This is a genomic window from Sulfurovum lithotrophicum, from assembly GCF_000987835.1.
Classification (GTDB): Bacteria; Campylobacterota; Campylobacteria; order Campylobacterales; family Sulfurovaceae; genus Sulfurovum; species Sulfurovum lithotrophicum.
This window is the reverse complement of the sequence record NZ_CP011308.1, coordinates 611,076-626,103: the sequence shown is the minus strand read 5'-3', so window position 1 is coordinate 626,103 and position 15,028 is coordinate 611,076. Positions and strand designations below refer to the sequence as shown.

General features: G+C 45.4%; 15 protein-coding genes and 1 riboswitch. Of the genes, 5 read left to right on the top strand and 10 right to left on the bottom strand.

Going from position 1 to position 15,028, the window contains the following annotated elements; all coding sequences use genetic code 11:
- Nucleotides 1-122: 122 nt before the first annotated feature.
- A riboswitch (cyclic di-GMP riboswitch) is annotated at nucleotides 123-197 on the top strand.
- Between the two features lie 59 nt (nucleotides 198-256).
- Nucleotides 257-706 carry a PAS domain-containing protein gene (locus YH65_RS02975; protein WP_046550564.1) on the top strand — a complete coding sequence of 150 codons (450 nt, stop codon included), beginning with the start codon at nucleotides 257-259 and terminating at the stop codon, nucleotides 704-706.
- 27 nt (nucleotides 707-733) lie between these two features.
- On the opposite strand, the gene YH65_RS02970 is transcribed toward YH65_RS02975, so the two are convergent.
- The 4 genes from YH65_RS02970 to YH65_RS02955 form a co-directional block, all read right to left on the bottom strand.
- Nucleotides 734-964, bottom strand: a complete 231-nt coding sequence (locus YH65_RS02970) for a hypothetical protein (RefSeq protein ID WP_046550563.1) — start codon at nucleotides 962-964, stop codon at nucleotides 734-736.
- A gap of 53 nt (nucleotides 965-1,017) precedes the next feature.
- Nucleotides 1,018-1,977, bottom strand: a complete 960-nt coding sequence (lpxD, locus tag YH65_RS02965; RefSeq protein ID WP_046550562.1) for a UDP-3-O-(3-hydroxymyristoyl)glucosamine N-acyltransferase — start codon at nucleotides 1,975-1,977, stop codon at nucleotides 1,018-1,020.
- Nucleotides 1,978-2,057: 80 nt separating this feature from the next.
- Nucleotides 2,058-2,537, bottom strand: coding sequence for an acetolactate synthase small subunit (gene ilvN / locus YH65_RS02960; protein ID WP_046550561.1), 480 nt, complete (start codon nucleotides 2,535-2,537; stop codon nucleotides 2,058-2,060).
- The gene (locus tag YH65_RS02955) at nucleotides 2,537-4,246 is read right to left on the bottom strand and encodes an acetolactate synthase large subunit (RefSeq protein WP_046550560.1); all 1,710 of its coding nucleotides are present in this window, start codon (nucleotides 4,244-4,246) and stop codon (nucleotides 2,537-2,539) included. The genes ilvN and YH65_RS02955 overlap by 1 nt, the downstream gene beginning before the upstream one ends.
- Before the next feature lie 142 nt (nucleotides 4,247-4,388).
- Between YH65_RS02955 and YH65_RS02950 the strand changes: the two genes are divergently transcribed.
- Together YH65_RS02950 and YH65_RS02945 are read left to right on the top strand one after the other, a co-directional pair.
- Nucleotides 4,389-5,939 carry an oxygen-binding di-iron domain-containing protein gene (locus YH65_RS02950; protein WP_046550559.1) on the top strand — a complete coding sequence of 517 codons (1,551 nt, stop codon included), beginning with the start codon at nucleotides 4,389-4,391 and terminating at the stop codon, nucleotides 5,937-5,939.
- A complete protein-coding gene (locus tag YH65_RS02945) occupies nucleotides 5,917-6,606 on the top strand; it encodes a response regulator transcription factor (protein WP_046550558.1) in 690 nt (229 codons plus the stop codon). The genes YH65_RS02950 and YH65_RS02945 overlap by 23 nt, the downstream gene beginning before the upstream one ends.
- Nucleotides 6,607-6,811: 205 nt before the next feature.
- Here YH65_RS02945 and YH65_RS02940 read toward each other — a convergent pair whose 3' ends face one another.
- The 4 genes from YH65_RS02940 to selD are packed head-to-tail and all read right to left on the bottom strand — an operon-like array spanning nucleotide 6,812 to nucleotide 11,150.
- Entirely contained in the window at nucleotides 6,812-7,729 is a 918-nt protein-coding gene (locus YH65_RS02940) for a Ppx/GppA phosphatase family protein (RefSeq protein WP_046550557.1), read from the bottom strand.
- Nucleotides 7,730-7,755: 26 nt separating this feature from the next.
- Nucleotides 7,756-8,967: a threonine ammonia-lyase gene (ilvA, locus tag YH65_RS02935; protein WP_046550556.1), complete on the bottom strand. Its 1,212-nt coding sequence runs from the start codon at nucleotides 8,965-8,967 to the stop codon at nucleotides 7,756-7,758.
- 56 nt (nucleotides 8,968-9,023) lie between these two features.
- Nucleotides 9,024-10,118: a tRNA 2-selenouridine(34) synthase MnmH gene (mnmH, locus tag YH65_RS02930; protein WP_046550555.1), complete on the bottom strand. Its 1,095-nt coding sequence runs from the start codon at nucleotides 10,116-10,118 to the stop codon at nucleotides 9,024-9,026.
- The gene (gene selD / locus YH65_RS02925; protein WP_046550554.1) at nucleotides 10,119-11,150 is read right to left on the bottom strand and encodes a selenide, water dikinase SelD; all 1,032 of its coding nucleotides are present in this window, start codon (nucleotides 11,148-11,150) and stop codon (nucleotides 10,119-10,121) included.
- Nucleotides 11,151-11,222: 72 nt separating this feature from the next.
- Here selD and YH65_RS02920 point away from each other — a divergent pair, with 72 nt between their 5' ends.
- Entirely contained in the window at nucleotides 11,223-11,687 is a 465-nt protein-coding gene (locus YH65_RS02920) for an HAD family hydrolase (RefSeq protein ID WP_046550553.1), read from the top strand.
- A 39-nt stretch (nucleotides 11,688-11,726) separates the two neighbouring features.
- Nucleotides 11,727-12,155, top strand: coding sequence for a CoA-binding protein (locus YH65_RS02915; protein ID WP_046550552.1), 429 nt, complete (start codon nucleotides 11,727-11,729; stop codon nucleotides 12,153-12,155).
- A gap of 123 nt (nucleotides 12,156-12,278) precedes the next feature.
- On the opposite strand, the gene YH65_RS02910 is transcribed toward YH65_RS02915, so the two are convergent.
- Complete coding sequence (locus tag YH65_RS02910) at nucleotides 12,279-13,574, bottom strand: SAM-dependent methyltransferase (protein WP_046550551.1); 1,296 nt, start codon at nucleotides 13,572-13,574, stop codon at nucleotides 12,279-12,281.
- A gap of 292 nt (nucleotides 13,575-13,866) precedes the next feature.
- The gene (gene trmA / locus YH65_RS02905) at nucleotides 13,867-14,982 is read right to left on the bottom strand and encodes a tRNA (uridine(54)-C5)-methyltransferase TrmA (RefSeq protein WP_046550550.1); all 1,116 of its coding nucleotides are present in this window, start codon (nucleotides 14,980-14,982) and stop codon (nucleotides 13,867-13,869) included.
- Nucleotides 14,983-15,028: the final 46 nt, after the last annotated feature.

The following is a 15,028-nucleotide window of genomic DNA, read 5'->3' as shown; positions in this document are numbered from 1 at the left end:
TCGCGTATAATACGCATAATCTTTAAGTGCAATTGTAGCAAAGTATCGTTAAAGTCATTGAAGTCATTTTTAATACTTTGTTAATATATTAAAGTAAATCAGTGATATAATCATCTAAAATAAATTGAAAAAGCCAAACCTGTTGCAAAACAGGGACGGAAAGCCATGGGACTCATGAAGTTTGCCAGGTTATCATGCCTCCCTGATACGCCTTTCAAACCGGTTTTATTTTTTCTAAAGTCATACAAGGAAAAAAATGGGAAGAACAATCAAAAACATTATTACAGATAAAGAGATCGTCAAGCCTGATCCCGTCGATGAAGAAGTTCCTTTCGACGGCGGTGTCATGATCACGGAAACGGATACAGCCGGTATCATTACCTATGCCAATCGTAAATTCAGAGAGCTGACAGGATATACAAAGGAAGAACTGATCGGTTCACCGCACAGCATCAATCGACATCCGGACATGCCAAAAGCTGCGTTCAAAGGTTTATGGGAGACGATCAAAGGAGGAAACTACTGGGAAGGCTATGTCAAAAACATGACAAGTGAAGGCAAATACTACCTTGTCGTGGTCTGGATCAAACCGAAATTCGATGAAGAAGGGAATATTGTAGGTTATATTGCGGGACGTAAGATTCCCGACCGGGATTCTATGAACAAAGCACTTGCCCAGTACAAAGAGATGAAAGCCGCTGAATAAAAATTGCGGACTTTCAATACTGTATTTTTATAACGTTTTTTTAGCTTCCTGAAGTGCGGCGATAACCGCATCGATATTCTCTTTTGGAATATGTACTTTCCAGTCCGGTTCTTCGGTACCTGCCTGAAGAGAGATCCCTATGCTTGCCACACTTTCACTTCCTGCACCGTAAGGCTCACTGATCGTTGTTATCGTGATCTTTCCGTCCTTTGTGCCGCTCAATACCAATTCGTCTATTTTAGTTATTGTTCCGCTCATAAAAACTCCTAAAAAATAATTTTATAGAAACGATTATAGCACAAATACTCTAACTATTTTTTCTTTTTGATCAATCCGGATATTTTAGCCTGCAGACGAAGCCACATTCTATGTTCGATCGCCGGGAAACCGCCATAGGTCTTACCGCCTTCAAGTGACTTCGTCGCCACACAACGTCCCACCAGTGTCGAGAAATCACCGATACTCAAATGCCCGGTGGTGGCACTCTGTCCTCCCATGACCACATTCCTGCCCAGTGTTGAGGAACCGGAAAGCCCCACCTGAGAAGCGAACAGACAGTGTTCCCCTACATCACAGTTGTGTGCGATCTGTATGAGGTTGTCTATCTTGGTGCCTTTTCGTACATAGGTCGTACCAAATACCGCTCTGTCGATCGTACAGTTCGCACCGATCTCGACATCATCTTCGATGACCGCATTGCCGTTCTGATAGATCTTGACATGTTCTCCTGTTCTTGTATGGGCAAAACCGTATCCGTCAGAGCCGATGACCGTACCGCTGTGAATGATGCACCGCTCCCCAATCTGCGTACCGTGGTAGAGTGTTACATTGGGATGCAGGAGCGTGTTTGAGCCTACAGTCACATTGTCACCCAGGTAACAGCCAGCCAGAATGGTCACATTGTCACCCAGGGTCACATTTTTACCGAAACGCACCTGTACATCAATATCGCAATTTTTACCTCTCTTGGGGACATCTCCCTTTGTCGTGATCTTCTGCGTGAAGAGCCTGGATGCCAGTGCGAGTTTCAGGTAAGGTTCATCCGTGATCAACGCAATACTCGTTTCAGGCAGCAGTTTGGCATGCTTGGCATCGATCAATACAGCACCTGCTTTGGTCTTAGAGAGTTGGGAGGCATACTTTGCATCGTTAAAAAAACTGAGTTGGGAAGGAGAGGCTTCACTGAGCGTATGGATACCATCGATATCGATATCTCTGCCCTGATAATCCAGTCCGATCGTTTCTGCAATTTGGGAAAGTTTGTAAGTCATATCGATCCTTCTGTAGGGTGTGCAATTTCACACCATATATTCATCATATTTTTGGTGTGAAATGCACACCCTACGGGAAATTACCGTTCTATGGCAACCACACCGCCTCGTACGATTTCGCAAGGGTTGTAACGATGTGCCGCTTCGATGAAATGTTTGATACGTTTGGGTTCATCCGCTACCTGTGCGATGACCATCTCTTTACCCACATTGACGATACCGCCGTTATACGCTTTACAAAGAGCCTGAATGTCACTGAGGTTCTCGGCAATAGGGAATTTGATAAGAACCATCTCTTTTTCCACCATCTCCTCATGCTCGATGACCTTGTAGACCGGAATGAGTTTATGCAGCTGCTTGGTGATCTGCTCCATCACCTTTGCATTCCCTTTGGTCGCAATGGTGATATGCGACATGTCACTCTCGGGGATGGGCGCAACGGTCAGAGACTCGATGTTGTACCCCCGTCCGGCAAAGAGTGCCGTTACCCTTGCAAGTACCGAACTTTCATTCATGACAACGACAGAGATAACGCGTCTTTCATTGATATTTCCACTCATTACTTCTCCTCCCCATGTGTTTCGGTTTTCTGAGGCAGCATCATGTTGAAAAGTGCCCCGCCTGCAGGCACCATAGGCAGTACATTTTCAAAGCGGTTGACCGCAACGTTCATGAAACAGACCTTGTCCTGTTCAATTGCATCTTTGATCGCCGCATCGAATTCCTCTTTTGTTGTGACATCGTACCCTATACCACCGCAGGCTTCAGCAAGTGCTTTCCAGTTTGGTTGAAAACTCAAGTCTGTCTCGGAGTAGCGTTTTTCATAAAAGAAGGTCTGCCACTGTCTTACCATTCCGAGGAAATGGTTGTTGAGGATCATATTGATCACCGGTGTTTTATACTCGGCAGCCGTCACAAGTTCCTGCATATTCATCAGGATCGATCCGTCACCGGTCACATTGATGACCGTCTTCTCAGGAAAAGCCCTTTTGGCACCAATAGCTGCGGGAAAACCGAAGCCCATCGTTCCCAGACCACCTGAGTTGATCCACTGGCGCGGCCTGTCAAACGGATAGTGCTGTGCCGCCCACATCTGATGCTGGCCGACATCAGAAGTGATGATGGCATCTTCACCGATAAGTTCTCCGATACGTTCAATAGCCCACTGCGGCTTGATGACCTCATCCGAATCGACATAGGATTGTGGATGCAGTTCATCGTAACGCTTGAGGATCTCCCTCCAGGCATGATACCGCTCGGTATTCACATCGTCAAGCAATGGAAGCATCTGCTCAAGTACCTGTGTGATATCACCAACGATCGGGTAGTCCACATCGACCAGTTTTGCAATATTTGCGGGATCGATATCCACATGGATGATATCTGCATATTTGGCGAATTCGGAAAGTTTTCCCGTTACCCTGTCATCGAATCTTGCACCCAGAGAGATGACAAGATCCGTCTCGGACATTGCCATATTGGAAGCATAGTTTCCGTGCATCCCGAGCATTCCGAGCAAAAGTGGATTCTTCGCACCCATGACGCCTCTTGCCATCAGTGTTTCCACTGCAGGTATCTGTGTTGTTTCAGCCAATTGGCGTACCAGTTTATAGGCGTTGGAAAGCACGACACCGCCACCAATATACAACAGTGGCTTCTTCGCTTTTTTGATCGCTTCGACCGCTTTTTCTATCTGTCTTTTATTCCCTTTGTAGGTCGGTTTGTAACTTGGGATATTCACAGAATCCGGATAACTGAATTCACCGATCTCTACTGTGATATCTTTGGGAACATCCACCAGTACAGGCCCCGGTCTTCCGCTTCTTGCAATGTAGAAAGCTTCTTTGAGTATACGAGGGAGCTCTTCAAGTGAACGTACCAGAAAATTATGCTTCGTACAGGGTCTGGAAATACCTACGGCATCGATCTCCTGAAAACCGTCCGTACCAATAAGTGACAAAGGTACCTGCCCGGAGATCACGACCATAGGGATGGAATCCATATAGGCTGTCGCCAGTCCGGTGACTGCATTGGTAAAGCCCGGTCCCGATGTCACCATGGCAACTCCGACCTTGCCTGTCGCTCTTGCATATCCGTCCGCTGCATGTACCGCTGCCTGCTCATGACGATTGAGAATATGTTCAAAACCGTTCTGCTTGTAAATTTCATCGTAAACGTGCATGATCGCACCGCCGGGGTAACCAAATACGGTCTTCACACCCTCGGCGATGATCGCCTCACACACCATTTGTGCACCACTCATCTGCATGGTCTACACTCCATTAATTTTTTACTGATTATAGCAAAATAATATTAGAGTGGATACAAATTCGTATAAAATCAGATAAAAATAGTCCTTTTTTATTGATTAGAATCATCAAAATACTCAGCTGATTTCATTATACTCTTCTATGGATTTTACACAAGCCGTAGAGATAGCGAAACATATTTACTGGATAGGAATGTATCTGGAGAATGATCCTTTCCAGTGTCACCCCTACTTCATAGAGAATGGTGATGAATCAATATTGATAGACCCCGGTTCCATGCTTGAATTTGAAGCAGTTGTCAGGAAGGTCAACACGATCTCCTCGATGAAAAACATCAAATATATCATTTTGCACCACCAGGATCCCGATCTTGCCGCAGCCGTCCCGGAAATGGAAAAACTGATAGACCGCTCCGATCTTCTTGTCATTACACACAGTAGGATGGTCCCGCTGGTCAAACACTACCTTATCAGGTCAGATTACTACGAGATAGACAAACACGGCCATCAGCTTGTAAGCGGTGATCTGCACCTACAGTTCGTCACCACACCTTACTGCCACTCTCCCGGAGCCTTTGTTACCTATGAGCCTTTCACCAAAACACTTTTTTCAGGTGATATCTTCGGAGGTATCGAAGAATCATGGGAATTTTTTGCAGGTAAGGACTACTTCGAGAAAGCAAAGCCCTTTCATGCCGAATATATGCCCAGCAGGGACATCTTTAACTATGCTCTCACCAAGATCGAGAAGCTTGAGCTGGAAATGATAGCACCGCAGCATGGGTCGATCATACAAAAAGAGAAGATCGCAGGGCTGATCGAAAAAATGAAAGCGCTTGAGTGCGGCCTGTATATTGAAAAGGAGTACAAAGACCGGCTCATTCATACCATTGAAGAACTCAAGGAGAAAGACCTTGCCCTGCGTGCCTCCATGCAGGAGATCAAAGAGAAAGAGGAACTGCTGTTTCAGAAGGCCAAAATGGCAGATATGGGGGAGATGATAGCCAATATCGCACATCAGTGGCGTCAGCCTCTGGCATTGAACAATACACTGATCTCCATTCTTAAAGAGAAGAATCAGCAGGAGGCCCTGCGAAGCACTGAACTGGCCGAAAAGCTTCAGGAAATGGAGAACAATATCCAGTATATGTCAAAGACCATAGATGACTTCATGCATTTCTTTCATCCAAAAAAGGAGAAAAATCTTTTTCTCATTTCCGAAGTGGTCAGACATACGCTTGAGATCACAGATCCTATGCTGAAAAAAGCGGGGGTCTCCCTCACATTCGAAATCAGTTCCGAAGAGGCTGTCGAAGGATACATGAACGAATACATGCAGGTAGTCATCTCCATTCTGCACAACGCAAAAGACACCCTTCTTCATAGAAAGACAAAAGATCCCGATATATCGCTTAGACTTTACGAAAACGGTAAGGATGTGGTCCTCGATATCGGCGACAATGCGGGAGGCGTGCAGCAGGAGAATATACACCGTATCTTCGACCCCTACTTCACAACCAAACACAAATCACTCGGTACGGGACTGGGACTTTACATTTCAAAAATGATCATAGAGAAGAACATGGATGGAACACTCTCTATCTCCAATACCCAGGATGGTGCACTGTTCAGGATCACTCTTCCCCGCCAATCTAAAACAGGAAAAACAGATGCCACACAGCCAGATCACTGATGTCTCCATTCTGATCGCCGAAGATGAAGAGGCACTTCTGGATTCCATGACGGAGTACCTTGAACTCTTTTTTGAAAAGGTGTACAGGGCGAAAGATGGTCAGGAAGCGTACCAAAGCTACTTAAAACACCATCCCGATATTATTATTGCCGATATCAACATGCCACGTCTCGACGGACTTGCTATGATAAGAAAGATCAGAGAAAATGACCGAAAAACAAAGATCATCATCACTTCGGCACACTCCGATCAGGAGAGACTTTTGCAGGCCATAGAACTGCATTTGGTCAAGTACCTCATCAAACCTGTACAGAGTGACCGGCTCAAAACCCTTCTCTTGTCACTGGTCGACGAGTTGAGGTCCCAAAGGCATACACTTGCATTAAAAGAGGCTTTTTACTGGGATACTTTGAATCAAAAACTGTTTCATGATGCTGAAGAAATAGTGCTGAAACCCAGGGAACGCAAAGTCATGTCACTGCTCTGCTCACATCCGAACCAGAGTGTTTCAGCCATAGACATATACAATCACCTATATGAAGACCAACCGGAACGGGACTTCTCCTCCCATGCTATTGCTTCCCTGATGAAACGGCTGAGACAGAAACTGCCCAAAGATACGATTAAAAGTGCCTACGGGGTAGGTTATATTTTACAAACAAAATAAAAGTAGAGAAAAATCTCTTTTTGACAAGATTTGACAAACTCTTTGTCTATAATTTTATTCAAGAGGTGGAAAAAGTATATCTCCCCCCCCTTGTATATATGACAAAGACACCTCTGAGTACCACACTAACCAAACTGTAAGAAAGAGTGTTGCAAACAAACTCTATTCTTTATTCCTTTTGTTCACAACGGGAAGTGTGGCTATTTTATTCTTTACAACTATCCAGTGCAACACCCTCACGCAACCCATCATCGATCACAATACATGATTCAAATTCCACAATATTGTAAATCTCTTTAAAGATCAGTATACCTGCGGCGATCAGATCGCTTCTGCCTGTACCGACCATGATCTCCCGTTCTTCAAAAGGCATGGAGAGGAGTTTTTTCAGATAGAGGTCCAGCTCCTCCTGTTTGAGTGAAGTCCCATTGATCTTTTTGGCATCATAGTTCTCATAGGTCTGCCCGAGTTTCATGGCTGCTACCGTGGTAGGCGTACCTGCAGTCGCAATGAACGCTTCCGGCCTTCCTTTCGTCGCATAGACCTCGGCGCAGTACATCTGTATATCGAGCATCACTTCGGGGAGAGCAGTTTCTATCTGTTCAAGTGTTTCATAGCGCTGGGCAATCGTAACAATACCGACAGGGAAGCTTTTGGAGAATACCTCTTCTCCATAACGGAAGATCAGTTCCGTTGACCCTCCGCCGATATCGACAAGTACGAAATCTTTGGCGGCAAAATGCAGTTTTTCCAGGCGATGCTTTACCGCAAGCAGGGTAAGACGTGCCTCTTCCTCTCCCAAAATGATCTCAAAGCCTATCCCTGTCTCTTTTTTGATCCTGGCAAGGACATCTTTACTGTTCAGCGCCTGGCGAATTGCTTCAGTGGCAACCGCTCTGACCTTTGCATCGGAGAAATTGATCTTTTGTTTCGCCTCTTTAATCGCATAGATCACACGGTCTACAGCTTCATGATGGATCACTCCCGTACGCTCCAGCATATCGGCCGTTTTGACGATCTTTTCATAGGCAGCAATAAACCTTCCGCTCCAACACTCCAGTTTCGTCACACGAAGGGTATTGGACCCGAGATCTAATGCAACAACATATTCCTCACTCCCCACTCTTCACTCCTCACTTTACACAGTAATCAGTGTTCTTCTCTGAAGGCAAAACCGCCCTCTTCAAGCTTTTTGCGTATCAGGGCCTGATGCTCCTCGCCTTTGGTCTCAAGTGCTACGGAGACATGCGCATCTCCAAATTCAAGATCGATCGAAGTTCTGTCGTAACCTATCTGTACGATGTTGGCACCCACCTCGGTAAGTATCTGAGTAAATGACTGAAGGGCTCCCGGTTTGTCGACCAGCGTGACCATCAGCTTCATTTTTCTTGCAGACTTCATCAGACCCTTTTCAATGATCAGTGAGAGCATTGTGACATCGATATTCCCTCCGCTGAGAACGATTCCCACTTTGGCACCCTTTGACAGATCGATCTTGCCGTGCATCAAGGCAGCCACCCCGACCGATCCGGCACCTTCGACCAGTACTTTCTGTTTTTCAAGCAGAAAGAGAATGGCTGAAGCGATCTCGTCGTCACAGACAGACTCAAAACTGTCCACATTTTTCAAAATATACTCCAACGTGATCGGTGACGTGTCACGTACTGCGATCCCGTCTGCAATGGTCCGGACCGAAAGCGTATCCAACGGCCGTTTGGCATCGTAGGAGTTCTTCATGGCAGGTGCTCCTTCGGCTGAGACCGCGATGATCTTCATGTCGGGTTTCAATGCTTTGGCCGCAACGGACATTCCGCTTATCAGTCCGCCGCCACCGACCGGAACGATCATAGCATCAAGGTCTTCAACATCTTCAAGCATTTCAAGCGTAATGGTCCCCTGGCCTGCCATCACCTCTTCATCGGTAAAAGGGTGCACGAAGGTAAAGTTGTTCTCTTTTCCAAAGGTCACGGCATAGGCATACGCTTCATCATAGTTGCTTCCGTGAAGAATGACATTGGCACCGAATTCCTTGACACCCTGCACTTTGGTCAGCGGAGTGGATTCCGGCATCACGATCGTTGCTTCTATACCGAAATGTTTAGCAGCAAAAGCCACACCCTGGGCATGGTTCCCCGCCGATGCCGCTACCACACCGCCTCTGTCACCTTTCTCGACAAGAGAAGCGATTCGGTTGAAGGCACCCCGCAGTTTGAAGGCACCCGTACGCTGAAGGTTCTCCTTCTTGAGGTAGACTTCATATCCGCTGATCTGTGAAAGGATGGGGGCATAGGAGAAAGGGGTACGGTGTACGACACCCTGCACCCTTTCATAGGCCTGTCTGATGCTTGCTAAATCCAACATAATATTTCCTACGTTATAAATTGGCGAAATTATACCTAAAAGAAAGCTAATTCATCCTATCTGTAATCTTTCAAAAACGCTTCGATCTCCTGAGCATTTCCCCGGAACAGTATTCTCGAGGCATTCCTCTCTATCTGGTAATCATACATCGGGTCATAGTATTCGCTTAGAAGATAGGCGATCCACACTTTGTATTCCTCAAGCGAACCGTTCTTCTTCTGCTCTTTCAATGCATCCTCGAATATTTCACAGACGATCTTGTAGCGCTGTCCACCAAGCCTTTTCTGTATCCTTTTCATCGCCTCATGCATATCTTCGGTCCAGACTTTCAGGTAGTCAAAAGGATAGACCTCTTTGTATTTTTCATGTGCTTTGGAGACATACTCGTCAAAGGTGATCTCTATCCGCTCCTCTGTCGGTGTTTCAAGCACCACAAGCGGTGCCTCGGAGAGATGCTCCACCAGTGTTTTGGGTAGATAGATCCGCCCAACACACTTTCCTTCATCTTCAAAGACCAGATGTTCAAATCCCTGATCGAGTTTCTGTATCAGGTCATAGGCCAAAGCATTCTCAAAATCAATCAGTGTAGGCTGCGGTGTGATATCACGCCCAAAAGATGAGCCTCTATGATTCGCCAGGCCTTCCAGGTCAATAGCATTCTGCAGTTTTTTCAGAAGTATGGTCTTCCCCGAACCTGTACGGCCACCAAGCACGATGGGTTTGAACTGCTCCACAGCTTTTTCAGTCTCCTGCATCAGCCAGTTCCGGAATGCCTTGTAGCCACCTTTGAGCCGTACGATCTCCCTGCCGTTTTCAGCGAGCCACTCCTGTGATATCTGTGAACGCTGCCCTCCTCTGAAACAGTAGAGCATTGCATCGGGATGACTTGCGATGAAATCCGTCCATGCTTTAATGCGCGCCTCTTTTAGATCACCTCTTACCAGAGCATGCCCCAGTTTGACCGCTTCGGCGTTCCCCTCTTCTTTGTATTTGATGCCCACGACATGCCGTTCTTCATCGTTCATAAGAGGCAGGTTCACGGCATGGGGGAAAGCACCTTTTGCGAATTCGACGGGTGCCCGGACATCTATGAGCGGTATGTTGTTCAAAACGATCGATCGGAAATCGCTGCTTTGCGGAAGTTCCTCCACCTAGAGAACCTCGACCAGATGCCGGCTTTTTGCTATGGTCTCTCCGATAGGCTCAAGCATCAGTCCGGCAGCTTCAGTCACCTTTTTGAATGCTTCAATGCCATCTTTTTTAACGATCACAAGCAGTCCGCCGGATGTCTGTGCATCACAGAGTATCTCTCTTTGCTGCTGTGTCATCTCACTTATTTTGTCTCCGTAACTGGCAAAGTTCTTACGCGCTCCGCCGGGAATACAGCCAAGCTGTCTGTACTTTTCCACATTGGGAAGCAGCGGTACCTTCTCGAACCAGACCTGTGCACTGATGTCGCTGGCTTCACAGATCTCGCTCAAGTGGCCCAGCAGTCCGAAACCGGTCACATCCGTCATCGCAACCACAGATTCCAGCGGGGCCAGGTCGGCGCCTATTTTATTGAGCGTGGTCATTGCCTGGATCGCCGGGTCTATGTGCCCCTCTTCGATCTTTTTCTGTTTCTGCGCCGTGGAGAGGATGCCTATACCCAACGGTTTGGTCAGGAAAATGTAACATCCTTCTTTGGCACTGTCATTCTGCATCAGGTTGGCATTGTCCACCAGTCCCGTCGCCGCCAGCCCGAAGATAGGCTCGGGTGAGTCAATGGAATGACCTCCCGCCAACGGTATGCCGGCATCTTCACAGATGGAACGTCCACCGTCTATCACTTCTCTTGCCACATCTGCTGAAAGTTTGTCTATAGGCCATCCGAAAATGGAAATAGCCATTAGCGGTTTGCCTCCCATCGCATAGATGTCACTCAGGGCATTCGTTGCCGCGATCTGACCAAAAGTGAAAGCATCATCCACGATGGGCATGAAAAAATCCGTAGTCGAAAGGACGGATGTTCCATTGCCAAGGTCATATGCCGCTGCATCGTCTTTGTTCGCATTGCCTACGAGAAGCTGCGGATAGACACTGGTCTTTTGTGTACTCTCCAAAATCTCATCGAGCAGCATAGGTGAGATCTTGCATCCGCATCCTGCTCCGTGACTGTACTCCGTTAATTTGACTGATGACATTTAGCAACCTTTATTTTGATATAATATTACCGTACCAAGTAAATAAGCCAAATTATATCACCGAGAGATTAAATGATAGAGATACCTAATTACAAAACCCTGAATATTATACATATTGTCTGCGACTACAACGGCACTATCGCCAAAGACGGCATGGTCCATCCCGAAGTCAAAGTACTCTTCAAGACACTTGCCCAAAGCTACACCCTGCATGTCATCACCGCCGATACCTTCGGCAGTGTCGCTGCACAGCTTGCCGATAGCCCGGTGACCATCAAAGTGCTTTCCGGAAGCGACCATACACAGGAGAAAGCCGACTTCATCGATAAATTGGGGGCGGAGAGCTGTGCAGCGCTCGGCAACGGCAACAACGATGCGGCCATGCTTCAGACCGCTACACTGGGCATTGCCATTTTCGGAGAAGAGGGATGTGCAAAAGATACGCTGATTGCTTCTGACATAGTGTGCAAAGATGTCACAGATGCCCTGAGCCTCTTTCTTCACCCCAAACGGCTCATTGCAACCTTAAGGAAATAGAGGTTACAGTAGTAAAGAAAGTTAATAAAGGAGTTTTTTATGGAATGTGAATTTCCCACAGTCAACAGCAATCAGGAAGAAATCAAAGAGATCTTCGACACAGTAAAGACCATCGCGGTCCTCGGCCTCTCTCCGGACCCGACCAAAGCCAGCCACCGTGTCGCCGCCTACCTTCAGGAGGTAGGCTACAAGATCGTCCCGGTCTACCCAAAAGAAGAGACCATACTGGGAGAAAAGGTCTACCGTTCTCTCGCAGAAATACCGTTTGAGATCGACATGGTGGACATTTTCAGGAAACCTGCCGCTTTCGATGCCATTGCGGATGCCTGCATAGAAAGAGGCGATGTCAAAGTCTTCTGGGGACAGTTGGGGCTGGTCAACAATGCCGCTGCCAAAAAAGCAAAAGATGCAGGGATGAAAGTGGTGCAGAATGTCTGTTCCATGGTGGCGCATAGAAACCTGACATAAAACAGATTGGGGAGGGAAAATATTATCTTGTGGAACTGAAGTTTTATTCAATGACGTATCAAAAAGAATGGAATACTTCCTTTTCTGGTCCATTTCTCCAGATCGTTTAAAATTTCAGACAAATCAATATAAATTTTTCCGGGTCAAAGGCAGACCGGAGGGTCCTACACGTCTTTTTGAGGAAATTGTCTGATACAAATTGTTTGTACCCCGGTCAAATGAAATGGCAAACAATGATAGATAAAGCAACCAAAGTTTCATTTTTGAAACCCCTACTTCCTCTATAGCTTTTTCTTTATTATTCCAAAGGCGATCTACCCAATGTTCCAAAGTCATTTTGTAGTGTTCTCGCAAATTTTCCACATCATGCACTTCAAATCCATGACGTTCAAGATTGGTTACCGTTTGACCAATGTGGTCAAGTTCGGCACCAGGAAAAATATATTTAGTAATGACTTTTTGATAGGCTGTCGGTTTTTTAAATTTCCTGATGTCCCATGTCACCCGCCTTGTAATAGCATGGTGAAGATACAATCCTCTGGGCTTTAACAGTTTATTCATCAATTCAAAATACGTATCATGGTTTTTAAAACCTATATGTTCGAACATTCCTATTTGTGCTATTTTGTCAAAATACTCCTTACCCTTAATATTTCGATAATCACTTAATTCAACTTTTACCTTATCCTTCAGGTCCAATCGTTTGATCTTCTCCTGAGCATAATCATATTGTGCCTGGGAAAGGGTAACTCCGTATGCCTCCACCCCATAGTATTGTGCCGCATGGCAAACAAGACCACCCCACCCACATCCAATATCAAGAAACTTCTCACCTTTTTTCAAACGCAACTTTTTACAAATATAATCAAGTTTATCAATCTGTGATTGATCTAAAGAGGTATCAGGTGTTTTAAAATAGGAACAACTGTAGATCATATTTTCATCTAAAAAAAGTTTATAAAATGTATTGGAAATATCGTAATGAAACTGGACAAGCTCCTTGTCATCCCGACTTTCACTCACATTTTTGCTATAGGCATGTTCATCGTAAGTACCTTTTTTAATTTTAAAAACAAAAGGCCAAAATGTCTTAAACAAGTCAAACTTACTCATTGAGCGTACAATATTTAATATGCCAATATGATCCCACCGTTTAAGCATTTCCAGTGGTGTTCCACCTTCTACTTCAATAAAGCCCTCATAATAAAGCTGAAATACCGTTTCCAGTTTTGGTCTATAAATAAGTCTGGTAACCGCTTCTTGGGAATTGATAGCGAACAATATATCATCTTTTGCATTTTTTCCAAGAGGAATGATCTCCCCATCCCATAATTTTACAGAAAGTGTGGAATCAAGTTTTGTTGCTATCTCCAAAAGCCACTTTTTAAACGTACTTAACTGCTTTTCATACCTGTTCATTGAGATATCTCTCCATCCATGCTAATTTCAACTATATTGATTGAATGATCCATCTGATTTCAAATAGTATAGCACTTAAAAAATGAAATCTCCGCTTTGTTAGCTATTTTTCTTTGAAATTACTTTCCATAAATATGATATATTTTATATTTTTTAACTCGCTCCAAATAAAATAGAAAATAGAAAATAGGATTAAAGGTGAAATTTCACTATGGGTTTAAATTCAAGCTATCCTCTACCTCTATAGCTCCGGCTGTAGAATACGTGAATTTTTGATAGCAAAAAAGCTAACTTATTTCTTCTGTAAAAACACACCGCTTTCCACATGTTCCGTATGCGGAAACTGGTCAAAGAGTGCTGCTTCTATGACAGTGTGTGTTTTTGTCAATGTCTCCAGGTCTCGTACCAGTGTCTCCGGGTTGCAGGAGATATAAACAATATTGTCTATATTTGAAATAAGACCTATCGTTCCCTCATCCAGACCAGCCCGCGGCGGGTCCACCAGTACCGTTGAGAAATCATAGGATTTCAGGTCTATCCCTTTAAGCCGGCTGAATTCGCGTACACTATTCAATGCTTCCGTCATCTCTTCTGATGCCAGTCTGGCAAAGGTAATATTCTTCACACCGTTCAGTTCACAGTTCTGTAGTGCCGCGTGGATGGAACGTTTGGAGATCTCCGTTGCCAGAACCTTGTCGAAGTAGTGTGACAGAGGCAGCGTGAAGTTCCCCAGACCGCAGTAGCTCTCCAGGAAGTCCCCGTAACCCACTTTTTTGGCCTGCCTGATCGCCCACTCTATCATCTTGATATTGACCGCCGGGTTGGGCTGGGTAAACCCGCTTTCATATTGCACATAGGTAAATTCCTTGCCATCGATTTTCAGTGTTTCGGTCACGAACTCATCGGAGAGGATCACTTTCTGCTTCCGGCTTCTTCCCATAACCTTGCAGTCCAACTCTGTTTCCAGTACCTTTGCTTTTTCTGACCAGACATCATCGAGTTTTCGGTGATACAGCATGGTAATAAGACATTCATCCGTAGTTGTTGCCAGAAATTCAACGGCAAAAAGACGTTGTTTCAGTACTTCCTGTGAGGCATTGATCTTCTCTATCAGTTTCCACATACGCTTTTCAATCGCTATGATCACTTTGGGACACTCTTCTATGGTGACGGCACCCTTTTTTTCAATGTTCCCCATCGCATAGTCACACCTGTCACCCTCATGCCAGATACGGAATTCCGCCCTTGCACGATAGTGTGAATCGGGTGAATCGAAAACCTCGAGTTCTCCTTCATAGAACGGTGACAGAAGTTCTGACACACGGTTTTTTTTCAACGCAAGCTGCCCGGCATAATCAAGCGCATACAGGCTGCATGAACCGCAGCTTCCAAAATGTTTACATACCATATTTACACTCACTTAATTTCAATTCGATATAATCACAATAACTATT

Coding starts and splice junctions, on each gene's coding strand:
- YH65_RS02975 (WP_046550564.1), top strand. CDS start 257: ATGGGAAGAACAATCAAAAACATTATTACAGATAAAGAGATCGTCAAG.
- YH65_RS02970 (WP_046550563.1), bottom strand. CDS start 964: ATGAGCGGAACAATAACTAAAATAGACGAATTGGTATTGAGCGGCACA.
- lpxD (WP_046550562.1), bottom strand. CDS start 1,977: ATGACTTACAAACTTTCCCAAATTGCAGAAACGATCGGACTGGATTAT.
- ilvN (WP_046550561.1), bottom strand. CDS start 2,537: ATGAGTGGAAATATCAATGAAAGACGCGTTATCTCTGTCGTTGTCATG.
- YH65_RS02955 (WP_046550560.1), bottom strand. CDS start 4,246: ATGCAGATGAGTGGTGCACAAATGGTGTGTGAGGCGATCATCGCCGAG.
- YH65_RS02950 (WP_046550559.1), top strand. CDS start 4,389: ATGGATTTTACACAAGCCGTAGAGATAGCGAAACATATTTACTGGATA.
- YH65_RS02945 (WP_046550558.1), top strand. CDS start 5,917: ATGCCACACAGCCAGATCACTGATGTCTCCATTCTGATCGCCGAAGAT.
- ilvA (WP_046550556.1), bottom strand. CDS start 8,967: ATGTTGGATTTAGCAAGCATCAGACAGGCCTATGAAAGGGTGCAGGGT.
- selD (WP_046550554.1), bottom strand. CDS start 11,150: ATGTCATCAGTCAAATTAACGGAGTACAGTCACGGAGCAGGATGCGGA.
- YH65_RS02920 (WP_046550553.1), top strand. CDS start 11,223: ATGATAGAGATACCTAATTACAAAACCCTGAATATTATACATATTGTC.
- YH65_RS02915 (WP_046550552.1), top strand. CDS start 11,727: ATGGAATGTGAATTTCCCACAGTCAACAGCAATCAGGAAGAAATCAAA.
- YH65_RS02910 (WP_046550551.1), bottom strand. CDS start 13,574: ATGAACAGGTATGAAAAGCAGTTAAGTACGTTTAAAAAGTGGCTTTTG.
- trmA (WP_046550550.1), bottom strand. CDS start 14,982: ATGGTATGTAAACATTTTGGAAGCTGCGGTTCATGCAGCCTGTATGCG.